At 60.5% G+C, this 19,593-nt stretch carries 21 protein-coding genes; 16 read left to right on the top strand and 5 right to left on the bottom strand.

Annotated features, from left to right (window positions below; translation table 11 throughout):
• From VHE12_05625 to VHE12_05600, 6 genes are all read left to right on the top strand, one after another.
• A partial coding sequence (locus VHE12_05625) for a hypothetical protein (GenBank protein HVZ80270.1) occupies positions 1–581 on the top strand: 581 nt, incomplete at its 5' end.
• A gap of 22 nt (positions 582–603) precedes the next feature.
• Positions 604–3,045 carry an ATP-dependent helicase HrpB gene (gene hrpB / locus VHE12_05620; protein HVZ80269.1) on the top strand — a complete coding sequence of 814 codons (2,442 nt, stop codon included), beginning with the start codon at positions 604–606 and terminating at the stop codon, positions 3,043–3,045.
• A gap of 398 nt (positions 3,046–3,443) precedes the next feature.
• Positions 3,444–4,037 carry a hypothetical protein gene (locus VHE12_05615; protein HVZ80268.1) on the top strand — a complete coding sequence of 198 codons (594 nt, stop codon included), beginning with the start codon at positions 3,444–3,446 and terminating at the stop codon, positions 4,035–4,037.
• A gap of 35 nt (positions 4,038–4,072) precedes the next feature.
• Positions 4,073–4,522, top strand: a complete 450-nt coding sequence (locus VHE12_05610) for a response regulator (protein ID HVZ80267.1) — start codon at positions 4,073–4,075, stop codon at positions 4,520–4,522.
• Positions 4,523–4,615: 93 nt separating this feature from the next.
• Positions 4,616–4,786 carry a PLDc N-terminal domain-containing protein gene (locus VHE12_05605; protein HVZ80266.1) on the top strand — a complete coding sequence of 57 codons (171 nt, stop codon included), beginning with the start codon at positions 4,616–4,618 and terminating at the stop codon, positions 4,784–4,786.
• A 5-nt stretch (positions 4,787–4,791) separates the two neighbouring features.
• Positions 4,792–5,334: a hypothetical protein gene (locus tag VHE12_05600; GenBank protein HVZ80265.1), complete on the top strand. Its 543-nt coding sequence runs from the start codon at positions 4,792–4,794 to the stop codon at positions 5,332–5,334.
• 59 nt (positions 5,335–5,393) lie between these two features.
• Here VHE12_05600 and VHE12_05595 read toward each other — a convergent pair whose 3' ends face one another.
• The 5 genes from VHE12_05595 to rpoD form a co-directional block, all read right to left on the bottom strand.
• The gene (locus tag VHE12_05595) at positions 5,394–6,017 is read right to left on the bottom strand and encodes a rhodanese-like domain-containing protein (GenBank protein ID HVZ80264.1); all 624 of its coding nucleotides are present in this window, start codon (positions 6,015–6,017) and stop codon (positions 5,394–5,396) included.
• A 78-nt stretch (positions 6,018–6,095) separates the two neighbouring features.
• The gene (locus tag VHE12_05590) at positions 6,096–6,392 is read right to left on the bottom strand and encodes a hypothetical protein (GenBank protein HVZ80263.1); all 297 of its coding nucleotides are present in this window, start codon (positions 6,390–6,392) and stop codon (positions 6,096–6,098) included.
• 81 nt (positions 6,393–6,473) lie between these two features.
• Complete coding sequence (locus VHE12_05585; protein ID HVZ80262.1) at positions 6,474–7,172, bottom strand: epimerase; 699 nt, start codon at positions 7,170–7,172, stop codon at positions 6,474–6,476.
• 14 nt (positions 7,173–7,186) lie between these two features.
• A complete protein-coding gene (locus tag VHE12_05580; protein HVZ80261.1) occupies positions 7,187–9,013 on the bottom strand; it encodes an ABC-F family ATP-binding cassette domain-containing protein in 1,827 nt (608 codons plus the stop codon).
• A 78-nt stretch (positions 9,014–9,091) separates the two neighbouring features.
• On the bottom strand, positions 9,092–10,891 hold the full coding sequence (gene rpoD / locus VHE12_05575) for an RNA polymerase sigma factor RpoD (protein ID HVZ80260.1): 1,800 nt from the start codon (positions 10,889–10,891) through the stop codon (positions 9,092–9,094).
• Positions 10,892–11,168: 277 nt separating this feature from the next.
• Between rpoD and VHE12_05570 the strand changes: the two genes are divergently transcribed.
• The 10 genes from VHE12_05570 to VHE12_05525 all read left to right on the top strand — a co-directional run bounded on the left by VHE12_05570 (position 11,169) and on the right by VHE12_05525 (position 19,576).
• Positions 11,169–11,522 carry a metalloregulator ArsR/SmtB family transcription factor gene (locus VHE12_05570; protein ID HVZ80259.1) on the top strand — a complete coding sequence of 118 codons (354 nt, stop codon included), beginning with the start codon at positions 11,169–11,171 and terminating at the stop codon, positions 11,520–11,522.
• Complete coding sequence (locus tag VHE12_05565) at positions 11,503–12,471, top strand: SRPBCC family protein (GenBank protein ID HVZ80258.1); 969 nt, start codon at positions 11,503–11,505, stop codon at positions 12,469–12,471. The genes VHE12_05570 and VHE12_05565 overlap by 20 nt, the downstream gene beginning before the upstream one ends.
• Complete coding sequence (locus tag VHE12_05560) at positions 12,468–12,875, top strand: DoxX family protein (protein ID HVZ80257.1); 408 nt, start codon at positions 12,468–12,470, stop codon at positions 12,873–12,875. Before VHE12_05565 ends, VHE12_05560 begins: the two co-directional genes overlap by 4 nt.
• Before the next feature lie 97 nt (positions 12,876–12,972).
• On the top strand, positions 12,973–13,443 hold the full coding sequence (locus VHE12_05555; protein ID HVZ80256.1) for an SRPBCC domain-containing protein: 471 nt from the start codon (positions 12,973–12,975) through the stop codon (positions 13,441–13,443).
• Between the two features lie 120 nt (positions 13,444–13,563).
• A complete protein-coding gene (locus VHE12_05550; protein HVZ80255.1) occupies positions 13,564–14,058 on the top strand; it encodes a VOC family protein in 495 nt (164 codons plus the stop codon).
• Between the two features lie 81 nt (positions 14,059–14,139).
• Positions 14,140–14,676 carry an SRPBCC family protein gene (locus VHE12_05545; protein ID HVZ80254.1) on the top strand — a complete coding sequence of 179 codons (537 nt, stop codon included), beginning with the start codon at positions 14,140–14,142 and terminating at the stop codon, positions 14,674–14,676.
• A gap of 53 nt (positions 14,677–14,729) precedes the next feature.
• Complete coding sequence (locus tag VHE12_05540; protein HVZ80253.1) at positions 14,730–16,121, top strand: MFS transporter; 1,392 nt, start codon at positions 14,730–14,732, stop codon at positions 16,119–16,121.
• Positions 16,122–16,344: 223 nt separating this feature from the next.
• On the top strand, positions 16,345–16,713 hold the full coding sequence (locus VHE12_05535; GenBank protein ID HVZ80252.1) for an STAS domain-containing protein: 369 nt from the start codon (positions 16,345–16,347) through the stop codon (positions 16,711–16,713).
• A 55-nt stretch (positions 16,714–16,768) separates the two neighbouring features.
• Positions 16,769–18,946 carry an alpha-galactosidase gene (locus VHE12_05530; protein HVZ80251.1) on the top strand — a complete coding sequence of 726 codons (2,178 nt, stop codon included), beginning with the start codon at positions 16,769–16,771 and terminating at the stop codon, positions 18,944–18,946.
• Positions 18,947–18,949: 3 nt separating this feature from the next.
• Positions 18,950–19,576, top strand: coding sequence for a TMEM175 family protein (locus VHE12_05525; GenBank protein ID HVZ80250.1), 627 nt, complete (start codon positions 18,950–18,952; stop codon positions 19,574–19,576).
• The last annotated feature ends 17 nt before the right edge of the window (positions 19,577–19,593 follow it).

Here is a 19,593-nt window from a genome sequence, read left to right as displayed (position 1 = left end):
CTTCCTCCACCTCCGACACACCCACGAACACCTTCACACCGACAGCCACACCTACCCCGTCCGATACATTCACGCCCACGGACAGTCCTACTCGCACTTCCACCCCGACACCCACGGGCACGCCCAGTTCAACAGCGACGGATTCGATGACGGCGACGCCGTCCCTCACCGCTTCCCCTTCGGCTACGCCGACACCGACCCGGACCCCTTCTCGAACCCCTTCTGCTTCGCCCACCTGGACCCCCACGATCACACCTTCCCCAACATCGACACCCTCTTCCCCAAGCCCCACCCCCACCTCCCCATGCCCCGTCCTGGCCTGGCCGAACCCTTTCCATGTGGACCGGGGGCTCAATGACCCCTTGAAGGTCTCCTGTGTCCCGGATGGTGGCCAGGTCTGTTTCTATACCCTGTCCGGCGAGACCGTCCGGAAGGTGGCGCCCATCGGCCAATTGGCCCATTGGGACGGCCGGAACCTCCGGAACGTCCCCTGCTCCTCCGGGATCTATTACTACCTGGTCCTGGACCCGGGCGGAAAAGCGGTCCATGCGGGGAAATTGCTCCTTTTGAACGGCCAATAGGGTCTGTTATAAAAGCGGGGCCATGGCCCACCCGCTCCCCATCGACCCGCTCCTTCCTGAAGTCCTAGCCGCTTTGGAAAAAGGTCCATCCGCCGTTCTTGTCGCTGAACCCGGCGCCGGCAAGACCACCCGGGTGCCTCCCGCCCTCCTGAGCGCCCCTTTCACGGCGAACCAGGAGGTTTGGGTCCTCCAACCCCGCCGCATCGCCGCAAAACTGGCGGCCCTTCGGGTGGCCGAGGAATTGGGGGAAGAGGTGGGCGCGAAGGTCGGGTACCACTTCCGGTTCGAGAAACGGACCGGACCCTCGACCCGGCTGAAATTCCTCACGGATGGCATGCTCCTGCCTTTGGCCCAAAGCGACCCGTCCCTTTCCAGGGTCGCCTGCGTGGTGCTGGATGAATTCCATGAGCGAAGCCTGGCCCTCGATCTGGGACTGGGTTACCTCCGCCGGCTCCAAAAAACCTCCCGGCCCGATCTGCGGCTCCTGGTCATGAGCGCCACCCTGGACTCGGACTCCCTCGCCGCCTACCTGGACGGATGCCCGGTCCTCAAGAGCCCCGGACGCGTCTTTCCCGTCGAGATCCAGTACGAACCCTTCCTGACCGAAAAGAACCTGGACCAAAAGGTCCGCTCCGCCATCAGCCTTGTCCACGGACGGGGGGGCATGAAGATCGCTTTGGTTTTCCTCCCCGGGGTGGGCGAGATCCGGCGCTGCCAAAAGGCCTTGGCCCAGGGCCCCTGGGAGGTCCATGCCCTCTATGGCGACCTGCCGCTCGAGGAACAGCAACGGGTGCTAAAGCCCTCCAACGGACCCAAGGTCATCCTCTCGACCAACATCGCCGAGACTTCCTTGACGGTCCCCGGGGTCACCGCCGTGGTGGACGCCGGGCTGAACCGGCAAGCCCGTGTTTCTCCCTGGTCGGGCCTGGAAAGCCTGGTCACCGTCCCCGCCAGCCAGGCCTCGGCGGCGCAACGGGCCGGCCGCGCGGGCCGGTTGGAGGCGGGAACCTGCCTGCGGCTTTATTCCAAGTTCGATTTCGAGCACCGGGCCGCCTTTGATGTTCCCGAGATCCTCCGCAGTGACCTTTCCAAGGCCCTTCTGGACCTGAAACAGCTGGGAGTCCGGGACCCGGACGATTTCCCATGGTTCCAAAAACCGAACGCTCTTTCCCTTGAAAAGGCCCATGTCCTTCTGACCCTCCTGGGCGCCACGACCTTCGAAGGCGACCTGACCGAGCGGGGGCGGCGGATGGCCCGCAATCCATTGCCCCCCCGGCTGGCCGCTTTCCTACGGGAAGCGGAGGAATTGGCGCCCAACGACCGTTCCTTCCTCAATAAGGCCGCCCGGCTGGCCTCCCTCATCAGCGCTGAGGACAACGCCTCGGTCGACCTGTTGGAAGAATTGGAGAGATACGAGCCCGGTTTCGAGGGAAGACGCCTGATCGAACAATTGGAAGGATCGTTCACCCCGGCCCCGGGGACTTCGCCCAAAATGGCCCGGGACCAGCACCATGATCTCTTGGCCAAATCGCTCCTCGCCGCTTTTCCCGACCGGGTGGGGATGGTGCGGGAAAGCGAGGGTTCCAAGTCGAGGGACAAGGCCGGACGGACGCTCGAACTGGTCATGGCCGAAGGCGGGATGGTCACCGCTCCCGACGGGGCTTTGACCCGGGGGCATGGGCTTTTCGTCGTGGTCGAAGCCCAGGAGACCGAGCGCGGCGCCCGTGCCCTTTCCCTGGCGCCCATCCAGGCCGACTGGCTCCTGGACCTCTTTCCCGACCGGCTGAGCGAGGAGCGGGCCGTGACCTGGAACGCGAAGTCCTCCCGGGTGGAGGGTTTCCAGCGCCTGAAATATTCCCAGTTGATCCTGGAAGAAAAACCCCTAGGTTCCGGGAACCTCGGGCCTGAAGGCCGGGACCTTCTTCTCAAACAGGCCCTTTCCGCAGGCCCCCAAGCCTATTGCGACCCCGAAGCCCTCTCCGGGCTGATGCAGCGGACGGCTTTCGTGGGAGAAAGGACCGGAGGCCGCGATCTCCTTTCGGAGGCCAAGGTCACCGCCTGTTTAAAGGAACTTTGCGAAGGACGTGCCAGTTTCAAGGATCTCAAGGAAGCCGACCTTCCCTCCCTTTTGAGGTCCCAGTTGGACCCGAAAGACCAAGCCCTCCTGGAAAAGCTGGCGCCCGCCTCCGTCACCCTTCCCTCGGGTCGGCGGATGACGGTCCATTACGAAAAAGGCAAGGCCCCTTGGGGGGAATCCCGCATCCAGGATTTCTTCGGGATGAAAAAGGGACCCGCGGTGGGAGGAGGCGAGGTTCCCCTGGTCCTTCACTTGTTGTCACCGGCCCAACGACCCGTCCAGGTCACCTCCGACCTGGAGGGATTCTGGAAGAACCATTATCCCCAGGTCCGCAAGGAACTTTCCCGCCGCTATCCACGCCACAAATGGCCTGAAGATCCCGCCTGACCCCGACCCACACGGGAGGAGTCACGTCTTGGCAGTGCCCATTCCAGGGATGGATTCAAGGGAATGGGTGCGCCTGACCCCGACCCACACGGGAGGGGTCACGCCTTGGCAGTGCCCATTCCAGGGATGGATTCAAAGGAATGGGTGCGCCTGACCCCGAACCACATGGGAGGGGTCACGCCTTGACGGCACAGATCCCGCTCATGCGATCGAAGGAATGGGCACGTTGGATGGCTCGAACCCTCCCTCATGCTAACCGTTTACCTTCACCGAATGATTGCCCTACCTAGCGTTCCGACCGCTGAAAAAATGTCCCATTCCACTAAATGCTGCCACCCCCTTCCTTCCTCATTTTCCCGGTGGGTTAATGGAATTGCCGGAACTCAAAGGGGGAATCCATGAAAGAACGTTTTTGGGTGTGGCTGATTCTTCTCATCTGGGTCATCTCTACAGGCTCCATCCGGGCCAACGACGATTCCCGTGCCATCGGAAAATTGTCCCACGGTGTTCCGGGGAGCGCGAAAAGATCCGTTTCCATCTATTTGACCTTCAATGGGGACAAGGCCGATGGACTTCCCGGATTGATCTCCGGGAATGAAAGGCGTTTTTATGACAAGGTCTGGGATGGACTTTACCTTCAGGTGACCACCGAAACGGGTGAGAGCGGGATACGGGGTTACATGTTCACCTTTTCCAAGGATGAAGCGGACCAAAACACCCTGACGCCTTCCGAGCCCATGGACGTCCCCACCCTTCGGGAAGTGGCGGCGGTCGACTTCAGGACGGATGATAACTTTGCCCCGCGTCCTCTCCAACCAGGCCCTGGAAAACCCAAGGACCGGGGGGCCCTGCGGATCTTTTCCTATCCGGGCTTCGAAGGTGAGATCCGTGTCCTGGATTTCGACATCGGGGACGCCCAACTGGGCAAAAAACCCTATTTCAAGTCCCTTTCCTGTTTGGTCACCCTCCATGAAACAGGTGCCCGGAAATAGGACCATCCAACTCGAACCCAAATGAAGGAGGACCCATGAAAACAGCTCTCAAGCCTTCCACTGATCCATTGAACATCCTTTTGGTGGAGGACAACCCGGGCGACGCGTTCCTGATCCGCCAAATGCTCGAACATTGTCGCCGCTCCGTGCGGATCGGACTTTGCCAGGACGGGGCGGAAGCCATCTCCTACCTCCACCGGGAAAGTTTCTATGAGAACGCCCCTCGTCCCGATCTCATCCTTCTGGACCTGGACCTTCCCCGGGTGGACGGCTGGCAGGTATTGAACCAGGTCAAGGAGAACCTGCAGCTCCAGACCATACCCGTAGTCCTCTTGTCCGGTTCCATTTCGGACATGGACCTTCACCGGTCCTGTTTTTCGCTCGCCAATGATTTCATCCGGAAACCGGAGGATTGGGACCACCTGGATATCTTTTTGAAATATCTGGAATCCAAATGGATCGATCCATTCCCCGTCGGCGGTTGATTTCCCGAGGTAAAAAGTGATCGTCAATTCCCTTTTCGGGGAGGGTGACAGACCCTAAGATGGGCCCGCTGCATCAAACCTCAGGAGGCTTCCATGACGTCCTTATTCGGGCTGTTGGTCCTCATCGCGGACATCTACGGCATTGTCCAGATCATCCAGAGCAGGGCCGATGACATGAAAAAGGCCCTTTGGATCGTGCTCATCGTCCTTTTGCCGTTGCTGGGCGTCATCCTCTGGTACTTCATGGGTCCCAAGAAGAAGTAGAGGCCATGAAAAACCTCCTCATCCCCGGGCTCCTGCTGGCCATCACCCTTCCCCCGGCGGCCCAAGCCGCCAAACCCAAGCCGCCCAAGAGCGTCGTGAACAAGGCTTGGGCCTTCCGGCTGAACCTGCCCAAGGGATCCCATTGGAAGGAAACGGGGGAGGGTACCTTCGAATTGTCCCTCGCCCCATTCAAAGGCCAGGACTGGATCCAATCGGCCATCCTGGACCTGGAGGTCAGCAAGGTCACCGATGGGGATGCCGAAAACCCGGTGGACGCGGACCCGGACGCGGTCATCAGTAAGTTCGTGGCGGGCAACCTGGAATGGGAAAAATCCGTGGGAGGGAGCGCCGGGGCGGGACATACCATGATCACCGTCAGCTATACGGCCATGACCGTTTCCCACCAATACCACCTGGTCGGGATCCTATCGGCGACGAACCCCGAGCTGATGGAAGGCTCAAAAGTCCGGTCCTGGGACCCCGATAAGGCCGCCCAAAAGGTCTTCGACGGGATCTTGAACGGTTTCCGTTCGCTGGACCTGCCGTAACCCCCCAGAACAAAAAAGGGGAACCCCGATCGGGGTTCCCCTTCTCTCTCCCCAAAAACTTAAGGGTTGATGCAACCTTCGGCCTGGGACACCACCGAACGCAGGTGGCGCAGGGTGGGGCGGCCGGTCGTCATGTCCCGCGCGATCTCGTAACGGGGCACCCTTTCGTCCACCTTCCGGGACCAGGCGTCGATCCCTCCGTCCAGGGACTTCACGTTGGAAAAACCATGGCCCGCGAAATAGGCGGCCGCGTCCATGCTACGTTGGCCGGTGTGGCAGAGGAACACGATGGCGGTGTCCTTGGGCCAGCGATAGATCTGCTGGGCCAATTCCTCATCGATCAATTGGGAACCTTCGATATGGGCCATCTCCCATTCATGGGGGCTGCGCACGTCGATGAGCTTGGGGGCGTTGCCGTCCTTCAGGGCCTTGGAGACCTCCTCGGGGGAAACGCGCATCTTCTGGTCCAAACGGTCGGCTTCCAAGATGAAATCGAGCACCTCATTGATGTCGGAGATGTTGTGCTTGGCCACCACGTCCTCGAGGATCTCGGTGGGCTCGTAACCGCAGCTATGGCACCCGCCGATGTGGTATTGACGGAACAGGGCCCGCTGGGCGCTGGGATAGGCCTCCAGGACCTCCTGCATCGTGCTGCGTTTGTTGATCTTGAGCGTCTCGGACATGGGGCTTCTCCCTTGGGTGAAAATGACTTTCAATCTCGTCCATTCAACATAAAGCTGCCGACGTCCGATAGCAAGGGCCTATAACTTCCCGTGCTGGGCCAAAAAGGCCTTCACCGCCGCCAAAGGATTATCCAAGGGGGGAACCCCAATAATGGTGACATATTCGACCTTCTTTTGGGCCGTCATGAAGCCCCATCCGAAGGCCAATTGGGCCTGGGGATGCCCTTCCAGGCGGTAGATCTCGACCTTCCCCTTCCATAAAACCTTGCCCTCGGCCGCCACCTTGACGGGCTGGGTCTGGGCATAGACCGCCTTGCAGCCGGCCCGCCGCTCGATACCCTCTTTCAAGTTGTCCTTATATTCCCGGTAATCCATTCGGTCCTTCCTTCAAAAATCGGCGGTCAGGCTAACATACCGAAGACCGGAAACCCCCATGAAAAAAGGGGCGTTTCCCCCTCATTCCCGGCCCCTTTGGACGATGTCCGAAGGCTCCAGCCATTTCTTGGGATAGCCTTCCACGACGGTGCGGATCATGGCCCGTCCGATCTCCCGGGTGGTCACGATGGAGTTCGGCATGAGCTTCTTCAGCAGGGCGAAAAGGGGACCGAGGACGACCAACCCGGCCTTCAACCACTTGTTGCGGGGCACGATACCGTCCATGGGAACGATGGCGCCGGGACGGAACATATAAGCGCCCTTGAAGGGCAGGGACAGGAGGGCGTTCTCCGTGGCGCCCTTCACCCGGGCCCACATCATCCCGCCTTTTTCGGTGCTATCGGTCCCCACTCCGGACACATAGGTGAAGGTCATGCCCGGGTTCAACCGGGCCAGCAACCTCCCGGCCGCCAAGGTGTAATCGAAGGAGATGTGCCGGTAATCGGCCTCGCTCATGCCCGCCGACGAGACGCCCAAGCAAAAGAAACAAGCGTCATAACCGGTCATCGGCCCCTCCAGGGACGAATAATCGGCGAAGTCCTTGTGAACGACCTCTCGCAATTTGGCCGTTTGGGCCGAAAGCCCCGCCCGCGTCAAGGGACCCCGGTCCAGGTTCCCACGCCCAATGGAAAGGATCGCGGTGACCCGGTCGTCCCGAAGGCATTCCAAGAGGACCCCTTGGCCCACCATCCCCGACCCGCCGAATAGAATGACCTTCATGCCGTCCTCCCGCCCTATGGGACCAGGTCCAATTTGGAATTCAGCTCGTCCCAGCGCTGGTAAAGCGAATCGACCTTGGCCTGTTCCTTTTCGACGTTCTTTTGGGCGTCGATGAGCTTCCCTGAGTCTCGCGCGATGGCCGGGTCTTCCAACGCCGCTTTGGCCTTGGCGAGAACCGCCTCGGCGCCTTGGACCGCCGCTTCCATTCCATCCAACTCCTTCTTTTCCTTGGAGGACAGGGACTTTTTGGCCGCAGCGGCGGGAACGGGTTGTGGTTTGGGAACTTCCTTGGCTTTCGGTTCCGGGCGGTTCTTTTGCTCTTCCCGGTAGGCTTCCCATTGGGCCAGGTCGGCGAAATAGTCCGCGCGGCCATGGCCGTCCAAGGCCAGGATGCGGTGACTGATGCGGTCCAAAAGATAACGGTCATGGGTCACCAGGACCAGGGCGCCGGGGAACTCCGCCAAGCTTTGCTCCAACACCTCCAGCGAGGGAATGTCCAGGTCGTTCGTCGGCTCGTCCAAAAGGAGCAGGTCGGCAGGCTTCAACATGAGGCGGGCGATGAGGACCCGCGATTGTTCCCCGCCCGAGAAGCGGCTTAAGGGGCGGTCCAACTGGTCCGCGTCGAAGAGGAAGCGGGTCGCCCAGCTGGCCACGTGGATGGGCCTTTCCTTATAGAAAACATAGTCACCCTTCTCGCAAAGGGCCTGGCGCAGGGTCTGCTTCATGTCCAGTTGATCGCGGTGCTGGTCGAAGGTCACCACCCGTAGCTTCTCAGCCTGTTTCAGGGTCCCCGAATCGGGCTGGGATTCCCCCGCCAGGATCTTGAGCAGGGTGCTCTTTCCGCTGCCGTTCTCGCCCAGAAGCCCCAATTTATCCCCGGGGGTCAGGAGCAGGTCCAAGGGTCCGAAAAGCTTGCGGCCACCGAAGCCCTTGGCGATATGAGAGGCCGCCACCAGCCGCTGGGTCTGCCGGTCGCTGCCCGTGAAGTCGATGTCCACGTTCTTGCCTTGGGCATTGCGGAATTTCAGGTCGTCCAATTCCCCCATCAGGTCCCCGGCCCGGTCGATGCGGGCCTGCTGCTTGGTCTGACGGGCCTTGGGGCCCCGGCGCAGCCATTCGATCTCGCGGCGCACCAGGTTGGCCACGGTGCTCTCCCGCTGGGACTGGCTGTTGAAGAGCTCTTCCCGTTTCTCCAGGAACTGGGTGTAGTTGCCGGGCGAGGAAAAATAACCTTCCGGATAGCGTTTGTTGAGCTCGATGACCCGGTTGGTGACCCGCTCCAGGAAGCGGCGGTCATGGGTGACGACAAGGAAGGCGAATTCCAGTTCTTCCAGGAAGGCCTCCAGCCAAAGGACGCCTTCCAGGTCCAAGTGGTTGGTGGGCTCGTCCAAGAGCAGCAATTCGGGTTCCCGCAGGACCTGGATGAGGATGGAAAGACGCTTTCGCCAGCCCCCCGAAAGGCTGGCCACCTTCTGATCGGGATCTTGGAAGCCGGCCCGTTCCAGGCCGCCGTCGACGCGGATATCGACCTCCCAATCCTCCAAACCCAGGTCCGAGAGGGCACGGGTCGCGGCCCGATGGACCGTCAGGTCCGGATCGGCCTGGGCCAGGGTATCCCTCTGGGGAAGATAGCCGACCTTCAAACCCCGGCGGGGGGAAAGGACGCCTTCATCGGCCTTTTCCTCGCCCGCCAGGATCTTGAGGAGAGTGGATTTTCCGGTGCCGTTGGGGCCGATCAACCCGGCGCGCTCCCCCTCAAAAAGCCCGAAGGACAGCTTCTCGAAAAGGGGCCGGGCCCCGAAGGTCTTGGATAGGTTCTGGCAGCTTAAAAGGATGCCCACGTTGTTTCCTTGGAGGGTTTTGGGAGAAAAAAGAAAGGCCGGAAGCTTTCGCCCCCGGCCCGGATGACTTCGACCGGCTTACTGTTCCAGGTAGCCTCGGAGCTCGCGGCTGCGGGAAGGGTGCCGCAGTTTGCGCAGGGCTTTCGCCTCGATCTGCCGGACGCGTTCGCGGGTGACCTTGTAGACGTTCCCGACCTCTTCCAAGGTCTGGGGATTGCCGTCATTGAGCCCGAAGCGCATGCGAAGGATCTCCGCTTCCCTCTCTTTGAGGGTGCTGAGGACCTTCTCGATCTTCTCCTGCAACAGGACGAAATTGGCGGCGTCGGCGGGCGAGGCCACTTCCTTGTCCTCGATGAAATCGCCCAAATGCGTGCTCTGGTCCTCGCCGATGGGCGTTTCCAAGGAGATGGGCGACTGGGCCACCTTGAGGATGGACCGCACCTTCTCCACCGGCATCTTGAGCTTTTTGGCCGTCTCGTCGGCCATAGGCTCCCGGCCCAGTTCCTGGGTCAGGTCGCGCGAGGTCTTCACGAACTTGTTGATGACCTCGTTCATGTGCACCGGGATACGGATGGTCCGGGCCTGGTCCGCGATGGCGCGGGTGATGGCCTGCCGGATCCACCAGGTGGCGTAGGTCGAGAACTTGTAGCCCCGGCGGTATTCGAATTTCTCGACCGCCTTCATCAGGCCGATGTTCCCCTCCTGGATCAGGTCGAGGAACAAAAGCCCGCGGTTGGAGTATTTCTTGGCGATGGAGATGACGAGACGGAGGTTGGCTTCCACCATTTCCATGGCGGCCGTATAGGCTTCCCGCTCCCCGACCCGGATGTTCTTCATCATGGCCTTGATCTGCAGGCGGCTGGCCATGGTCTCCTTCTCGATCTTCTTGATCTGGCGGCGTGCGTCGTCCCAGGTCTTGGCGGCCAAGTGGAGCTCTTCGCCCTTCACGTTGCTCTTCTTCTCCAAATGCTTCAATTTGGAGCTCATGTCCCCCGCCAAATAGGACGGAAGTTTGAGGTACTCGGTCGGGGGGAGCTTCATGCGGTTCTCCTGCTTATGCATGAGGTGCTCCTGCTCTTCCAGGTTCTCCCCTTGCTCCTTCAGGCGGTTCGTGAAACGTTCCCGCACCTTCTTCTGGAACTGGCAGTCCTTGACCAGCCAGATCAGGTCGATCAAGAGGCCGTCCAACTTGTCCGACAGCTCCTTCTTCTTCTCGGGCTTGAGGGACTTCAGGGCCACCTTGTGCTGCAGGTCCTTGACCTTCTTTTCCAGGGCCTTCAGTTTGGCGTGGTTCTTTTTGATCTTGGCGTAGATCTTCCCCTCCGGTACCCCGCCCGGGGCGTCGGCGTAAGGGGTCAGGTCGATGGTCTCCTGCAGGGTCTTCTTCTTGGTGAGGATGGCGGTAAAAAGGTCGTGGAGCTCCTGGAAACCCAGGGCCGAACCCAGGACCGCCTTGCCGACGGTGAATTCGCCCGCTTCCATGCGCTTGGCGATGGCGATCTCCTGCTCGCGCGTGAGCAGGGGGATGCGGCCCATCTGGTGCAGGTACATCTTGACCGGATCGTTCATCCGGGTCTCGGCCCCGGCACCCGCGACCGCCTTGGCGAAATCGTCCTCGTCGTCGTCCTCGTCATCCTTGGCGGAAGCTCCGGCGCCCTTGGGCCCGTCCGGGATGGTCTCCTCGCCCTCTTCCTGGTCGACGATCTTGATGTCGTTCTCGCCGAGCATGGAAAGGATCTGGTCGATCTCCTCCGATGAAACGACCTCGTTGGGCAGGATGTCGTTCACCTGTTTATGGGTGATGTAACCTTTCTCTTTCCCCACTTGCAGGATCTTATCGGCGTGTTCGCTCTTGGGTTTGGATGGCGATTTAGGAATGGCAGCACCTCAGATGTTTTTTTCGACCAAGGCTCAAAGATACCACGACGGGGACCGCCTTGGCGGAAGCTCCCCATCCTACAAGGAATCGGATTTTTGGGGGGTAAATTGAAGCCCCGCCACGAAAAAAGAACGGAATAGATCGGCCTAAAAGCCTTATGACAAGCCCTTTTCAGCGTCCTTATTTTTCCGACGTGTAAAAAAACAAAAGGGGTCGTTGACAAACCGCAGCTCCTCCGTTACTTTACCAAACAGTTAATTAACCTAGAGGTTAAATATGTCGACCGATCAACTCAGTGGGACCTTCGCCGCGCTCTCCGATCCGACCCGCCGGGCCATGCTGGCCCGCCTGGCGACCGGGGAAGCCTCGGTGCAGGAGTTGGCCAAACCCTTCCACATGAGCCTGCCCGCCATTTCCAAGCACCTGAAGGTGCTGGAGAAGAACGGCTTGATCATCCGCCGGAGCCAGGCCCAGAAACGCCTTTGCAAGCTCAAGACCGAGCCCATCAAGGACGCCGTGGATTGGCTGGAGCATCACCGCAAACTTTGGGAGGACCAGTTGGACCGTCTGGACGAATACCTGCAGGAACTGCAGAAAAAGGAGAAAGAGAATGCCCGCCACAAAAAATAAACCGAACGAGATCAACATCCTCCGGGTCTACGACGCCCCGGTGAAGATGGTCTGGGACGCCTGGACGACCGACCAGGTCGGCCACTGGTGGGGCCCCCGCGGCTTCACTATCACCACCCACAGCAAGGATATCCGCCCCGGAGGGATGTGGCATTACACCATGCACGGACCCGACGGCGTCGACTACGTCAACAAGACCCGGTATTTCGAGGTCGAGCCCTTCTCCAAGATGGTCTATGACCACGGCGGCAACGACGAGCAAAAGCCCCTGTTCCGGGTCACGGTCCTCTTCAAGGAATTGGACGGCAAGACCCACCTGGACATGACCATGGCCCTGCCCACGGCCGAAGCGGCCGCGGAAACCCGCAAGTTCATCAAGAAGGCGAACGGCGATTCCACCTGGGACCGGTTGGCCGAATACCTGGAGAAAGGGACCTCGCGCAAAGAGATCTTCGTCATCAACCGCTCTTTCCAGGCGCCCCTGGAGTTGATGTACGACCTTTGGACCCGCCCCGAACATGTCGCCCGGTGGGTTCCCCCGACCGGGTTCACGATGAAATTCATCGAGGTGGACATGCGGCCCGGCGGCAAGAGCTTCTATTCCATGACCGACGCCAGCGGCCAGCACACGATGTACGGCAAGACCCAGTACCTGGAGTTCACCAAACCGAACCGCATCGTCTATACCCAGCAATTCGCCGATGCGAAAGGCAACGTGGCCAAACACCCGATGGCCCCCACTTGGCCCGAGACCATGCGCACGACGGTGTTGCTCACGGCCGAGGGTCCCGAACAGACCCGGGTGACCGTTATCTGGGAGCCGGTCGATCCCTCGGCCGCGGAGACCGACACCTTCATCAAGGCCCGTTCCGGCATGCACGGCGGCTGGACCGGTTCCTTCGACAAATTGGACGAATACATTCCGGAACATCAAGGAGCGGCAAAATGAAAAAGGAACAAATGGTCGAGGTGACTTATTTCTTGCTGAGGGTGGTGGCCGGACTGCTCTTCCTCCAGGCGGGCGGGGTCAAGATCCTGGATTGGTTCGGGGGCGTCCCGGCTCAATTTGGGGGCCATCCTCACTTCCCCGCAGAGGTTTGGTTCGCCGGGATGCTGGAATTGATCGGCGGGACCTTGATCCTCTTGGGGCTTTTCACCCGCTGCGCGGCTTTCGTCGTTTCGGGCGAGATGGCGGTGGCCTATTTTCAGGCTCACTTCCCCCAAGGCTTTTGGCCGGTCCAGAATCACGGCGAAACGGCGGTGCTCTTTTGTTTCGTCTTCCTCTTCTTCGCCGCTTATGGAAGCGGAGCTTGGAGTTTAGACACCTTGATCGCCCGTAAACGGGGCCGGTAAAGCCCGTGCTTCATGCCTACTGGATCTTCTGGGAACAGGCCCTGGACCGTTTAGAGGCTTACTTAAATAGCTTTAAAAATAGAGGAGGAAATGGGCGATGGAACTGAGCAAAATGAAGGATAAGGTCATCGTGTTCAAAAGGACCTTCCAGGCCCCCCGGGCCCTGGTCTTTGAGGCCTTCACCAAACCCGAGCATGTGAAGAACTGGTGGCCGCCCAAGCCCTATACCATGCCGGTCTGCACCATGGACCTGAAGGTCGGCGGGGCCTGGCACTATGTCTTCCGCTCTCCCGAGGGCCAGGAACACCCTTGCGACGCCATCTACGAGGTCGTCGAACCGCCCGCCAAGCTGGTCATGACCCAGGCCGTCCCGATGCCGGACGGAAAACCCTTTTTCAAGATCCGCCAGACCATCACCTTCGAGGAAAAGGATGGAGCCACGGCCCTCACCTTTGAGGTGAGGATCCTGGAAGCCAACCCGGGCAGCGAGCCTTTCCTGGGCGGCATGGAACAAGGCACGAACATGACCCTGGACAACCTGGCCGAATACTTGGCCGGCAAGAAATAGCTACGCTTTCATCGCCCTTCTCCCTTGAGGGGAGAAGGCCGGGATGAGGGTGATGATGACCAGTTCAAGTCACCTCTCACCCTCCCCTAAGGGGCGGGGTCAAAGACAAGGAGAAATAAAATGCAAAAGATCACCAATTGCCTTTGGTTCGACAAGCAAGCCCTGGAGGCGGCCAAGTTCTACGTCTCCATCTTCAAGAGGGGATCCAAGATCCTGGATGTTTCCTATTACGGCAAGGAAGGCCGCGAGGTCCACGGCATGCCCGAAGGGACCGTCCTGGTCGCCGAATTCAGCCTAAGGGGCCAGCGTTTCACCGCCTTGAACGGCGGTCCCCTCTTCAAGTTCACCGAAGCCATCTCCCTCCAGGTCCATTGCAAGGACCAGAAGGAGATCGACCATTTCTGGAAAAAGCTCTCCCAGGGGGGCGATCCCAAGGCCCAAGCCTGCGGCTGGCTCAAGGACAAGTACGGCGTTTCCTGGCAGATCGTGCCGGCCGCCATGAAAAAATGGATGTCGGGCAAGGATCCGGTGCGCCGGGACCGGGTCATGAAGGCCTTCCTTCCCATGAAAAAACTCGATATCAAGACCATCCAAAGGGCTTACGAAGGCCGGTGACCCATTGTTTTCCGCCAGCCGTTCTTTTAGCATTCCCTGCCCCCTCACCGGGACAGGATCATTCCTCAAGGAGAGAGACTCATGTTCAAGAAGATACTGATCGCCTTGGCCGCGGTCATCGCCGTCATCCTCGTCGTCGCCGCTTTTCAACCGGCCGACTTCACCGTCGCCCGTTCCGCCACCATCGATGCTTCCCCCGCCAAGGTCTTTGCCCAGGTCAATGACCTGGGCAACTGGAACAACTGGGACCCCTGGGCCAAGATGGACCCGGCCATGAAGGTCACCTTCGAGGGCCCCGCCGCCGGCATCGGCGCTTCCTACGGTTGGGTGGGCAACAGCAAGGTGGGTGAGGGCAAACTCACCATCACCGGCAGCAAACCCGCCTCCGAAGTGGCCCTGCGCCTGGATTTCGAGAAGCCCATGAAGGATACCTGCAACGCCGACTTCACCTTCAAGCCCGAAGGCAAGGGGACCCAGGTGACCTGGACCATGACCGGTAAGAAAGCCTATCCGGCCAAGGTCATGTGCCTCTTCATGAGCATGGACAAGATGATCGGAGGCCAATTCGAGAAGGGCCTGGCCGACATGAAGACGGCCGCCGAGAACGCCAAAAAGTAGGCGCCACCCACCGGCCGGGCGCGGACCGCCCGGCCCCACCCCGAAGGAAACCCATGGCCCCCGCCGCCGTCGACCGCAAGAGATTGGTCCCTTGGATCAACTACCTCATCTTCTTCTGCGTGGTGAACGAGACGGTCTTCAACGTCTCCACTCCCCGCATTTCGGAGCAGTTCGGCCTCACCCCCGCCGGGGTCAGCTGGATGATGACCTCCTTCATGGTCTTTTTCGGGGTGGGCTCCCTCATCTATGGGAAGCTTTCCGACATTTACAGCCCGAAGGGCCTCATCTTCATCGGCACCGTTCTTTATAATTTCGGCTCCCTCCTCGGGTTCCTCTTGCGGGATTCCTACGGCTGGGTCCTGCTGGCGCGCGCCGTCCAGGGCATGGGGGCTTCCGCCATCCCCGCCCTGGTCTTCGTGGTGGTGGCCCGTTATTTCCACCCGGACGAAAGGGGCAGGGTCTTCGGCGGCATCACCTCCACGGTCTCTTTCGCCATCGGCGTGGGCCCGGTCCTGGGGGGCTTCGTGTCCGGGTCCCTTCATTGGTCCTACCTCTTCCTGGTCCCTTTTTTCACGCTTGTTTCCCTCCCCTTCTTCAACCGGGAACTGCCCTGGGAGGAACGGCGGGAAGGGGGCCTGGATATCCTGGGCGCGGTCCTGGTGGCCTGCACGGTGGGCACCTTGGTCGTCTTCCTGAACTTCAACCGTGGGACTTACCTCATCCTCTTCCTGGCCGCCCTTTCCCTGTCCCTTGGGCGGATGTTCACCGCCCGGTCCCCTTTCATCCCGCCGGATCTCTTCCGTAACGTCCGCTTCCGTAATGGGGTCGTGGTGGGGCTCGTCCTTTTCTCCATCGTCATGGGGATCTTCTTCCTGATCCCCTTGATGCTCCACCAGGTCCACGGGTTGGGCACGGCCCGGATCGGGCTCATCCTGTTCCCGGGCGCCATCAGTTCGGTCTTCTTCGGCCCCTATGCGGGGCGATTGGCCGACCGCCGCGGCAACCCCTTCGTGGTGGCCATCGGGCTCACCCTGGTCATCGCCAGCATGGGCCTGATGGCCCTCTTCCTGGGGTTTTCCCCCACCGTCATCGCGGGCTCGCTCCTCTTGACCAATGTTGGTTTCGCCTTTTTCCAAACCGCGCTGATCAACAGCGTCTCCCGGACGCTGGGGCCCCAAGAAACGGGCATCGGCATGGGCGTCTTCAACCTGGTGGCCATCATCTCGGGGGCCCTGGGAACGGCCCTGGTCGGAAAGGTCCTGGATGGCGGCTGGTTGGACCACCCTTTCCTTCCCACCCTTTCCCGTGGCCATGCCTACGGCAATCTCATGCTGATCTTCGCGTTGATCTCCATCGGAGGCTGGATCTTCTACCAATTCAGCTACGGGGAACAAAAGGGGACCCCTTCCGGCAACGGCGCTTCCTTGGATCCTTCCGGCGATTAGTTGCGGATTTCACCCGGTCCTGTTTCGGACTTGTTACAAATACCCGGCCCAAAGCGACAAAATTAGTTCATTTTGGCCCTTTCCATCCCGCCCTTCCGTCCGACCGATAAAAAGCGGGCCAAAAAATTGACCCGGCGCCAAATACCCCTACAATCCATAGGTCATTTCTTTGGAACCGGTCCCAAGATCCGCATATCCACTGGACCGATATCGGCGGGAACCCATGGACGATAATTTCGACCTGAACGACAACCTGGAGATAACGGATAAGTTCTTCGAGAAGGAAGGGACCGCGCTCCTGACGGTCCGAGGCGAGATCAACTCGGTCACCGTCCACGGGTTCGAGAAGAAGCTCCTGTCGGTCCTGGGCGAGGGCCGCCTCAAGGTGATCCTGGACCTCCGGGACGCCACCTACATCAGCAGTGCGGGCTGGGGCATCCTGGTCAGCCAGATCAAGAGGATCCGGGGCCTGCAAGGCGACCTGATCCTGACGGGAATGCGGGTGGAAGTGGAGGAGATCTTCAAGCTTTTGGATTTCCACCGGCTTTTCAAGGTATTCCCGGACCCCCAAGCGGCCCTTAAGAGCCTCTGATCCGTCCTTTCTCCACCCTAATGCCCAACTCCTTCCCTTCTGGTATAAGTAGGTCATGATCCGCCACGACCCACGCTCACGGACCTTCCAATTGGAGGGACAGGGTTTTTCCTACCTTCTGGGCGTTTCTCCCCGGAAGGACCTCCACCATCTCCATTGGGGCGTCCCGCTTTCCCCAAAGGCGAAAAGAGCCCTTCTTTCCGATTGGGAAAAAAGGGCCCTCGAGGACGAGCACCACATCAGCCGGGAGTTCCAACGTCGGGAATTCCCCGACTTCGGACACAACGACCTCCGGACCCCCGCCTTTCTCCTGGAACACACCGACGGCACCCGGGTCAGTGAGTTTCTTTACGATTCATTCAAGGTCCTTCCCGGAAAGCCCGATTTTGGGCCAGGCCCCGCCTCCCGGTCCAAGACCGGGGACCAGGCGCAGACCCTCAAGATCGTCCTGGTGGACCAGCTCCAAAAGCTGGAGTTGGACCTCTACTACACGTTCTACCCTTCCTACGGGCTCCTCGTCCGTCGGACCATCCTGCGGAACCAGGGCCGCAAACCGGTGGATATCCTGAAGCTCGCAAGCGCCTCCCTCGACCTTCCGCCCGGCCCCTGGAACCTGGTGCGCTTCCCCGGTAAATGGGCGGGGGAACGGCAAATGAAGGACGGTCCCCTCCAGGAAGGGACCGTCCGTCTGGAAAGCCGCCGGGGTATCTCCTCCCACGAGATGAACCCCTTCGCCATGGTCACCCGGGGCGAAACCTCCGAGGAAAAGGGGGAGGTCTTCGCCTTGGCGCCCGTCACTAGCGGCAATTGGCTGATCGAGGCGGAACTTTTCCGGGACCGATCTCTCCGGATGACCGTGGGCCTGAACGACTTCGGGTTCAAATGGCGCCTGGAGCCGGGCAAGGCCTTCGTGACGCCCGAATCCCTCCTGGCCTATTCCGGGGACGGCTTCTCCAACTTGAGCCTCCGGCTCCATCGTTTCGTCAAGGACCGGGTCCTGGGCGGCCACTGGCAAAAAAGACCCCGCCCCATGCTCATCAACAACTGGGAAGCCACCTACTTCAAGTTCGACCAGGAAAAACTGCTCAAGATCGCGAAGGCGGGCAAGGATGCCGGCCTGGAACTTTTCGTCCTGGATGACGGCTGGTTCGGGAAACGGAACGACGACACCACATCGCTGGGGGATTGGACCGTGGACCGCCGCAAATTGCCGGAAGGACTGGGGGGCCTTTCGGAGCGCATCCATGGGATGGGCCTGAAGTTCGGCCTCTGGATCGAACCCGAGATGGTCTCCCCCAAGAGCCTTCTCTACAAGAAGCATCCCGATTGGTGCCTGCACGCCCCCGGCCGGGTCCGTCGGGGCTCCCGCAGCCAGTTGGTGCTCGACATGGGAAGGCCCGAAGTGCGGGATCACCTGTTCAAGGTCCTCACGGCCGCCCTGGAGGAAGCCAAGGTCGATTACGTGAAATGGGACATGAACCGCTCCCTTTCCGAGGTCCACAGCGCGGCCCTCCCCCCCGACCGGCAAAGCGAGGTCTATTTCCGATATGTCATGGGGGTCTATGACCTGATGGACCGCCTTAACCGGCGTTTCCCCCGGGTGCTCTTCGAGGGATGCTCCGGGGGTGGAGCCCGCTTCGACCTAGGAGTGCTCAACTACCATCCCCAGATCTGGACCTCGGACAACACCGACGGCCTGGACCGCCTCAAGATCCAATACGCCACCTCCTTCGCCTACCCGCCGCTGGTCATGGGCGCCCATGTTTCCAGCGTCCCCAACCACTTCACCCATCGCTCCCTTCCCTTGAAATGGCGCGCCTTGGTCGCCATGTCGGGCAATTTCGGGGTGGAGGCGGACCTGACGAAATGGAGCAAGAAGGACCTGAAGGAATTGGCCGGTTATATTTCCCTCTACCGGGAGATCCGTCCCCTGGTCCAATTCGGGGACTTCTACCGGCTGGAGAGCCCTTTCGCCGGGCCCCGGGCCTCCTGGCTCTTCGTGAGCCCGGAGCGGTCCCAAGCCCTTCTTTTCATCTTCCAGACCGAACCTTGGAAGAGGGGAACGAAGGTTCCCCCGGTCCGCTTGCGGGGGCTGGCCCCTTTGCGGCACTACTCCATCGAAGGGGCCGGGAAGTTCAAGGGAGACCGGTTGATGGAGGTTGGTTTCCTGCCCGCCCCCTTCCGCTCGCCTTCCCAAAAATTCATCTGTGGGCTTTACCACCTGAAGGGATAGGCCATGGCCAAGCACTACAACCAGATCGCCGGGGGGAACCACGAACGCCTGGCCGCCCTTTCCGACGGCCTTTTCGCCATCGCCATGACGCTCTTGATCCTCGACCTGAAAGTTCCCGAAGGGACCCTATCGGGTGATGGAGAATTGGCGGGGATACTGCTCGCCCTTTTTCCCCGCTTCGTGACCTTCCTGATGAGCTTCCTGACCCTTGGCATCTTTTGGGTGGGCCAACAAACCCAGTTGAACCAATTGGTCCGGGCCGACCGGGACTTCACCTGGATCAACCTGGCCTTCCTGGCCCTGGTGGCGGTCGTCCCCTTCTCCACCGCCCTGCTCGCCTCCCATATCCACCTGCGATCGGCCCTCCTGTTCTATTGGCTGAACATCCTGCTGTTGGGGGTCGTGATCCTGGCCAGTTGGAGCTACGCCTGCCGGGCCAACCTGCTGGGGAGGAAGAGCACCGAAGGGGTCTACCATGCGGTACGGCGGCGGGTCCTGGTGGCCCAGGCCTACTACGCCTTCGGGGCCGCGCTCTGTGTTTTTGGGACCGCCTGGAGCATCGCCTTCATCGTGTTGGTCCAGTTGAACTACGCCTTCGCGCCGAAGTTCACGGCCAAATGGACGGCATAACGGCAAAGCTTCGGCCG

The sequence above is a fragment of the bacterium genome (genome assembly GCA_035549195.1).
GTDB lineage: Bacteria > Oederibacteriota > Muellerivitia > Muellerivitales > Muellerivitaceae > DASZRK01.
This window is presented reverse-complemented; position numbering and strand designations above follow the sequence as displayed.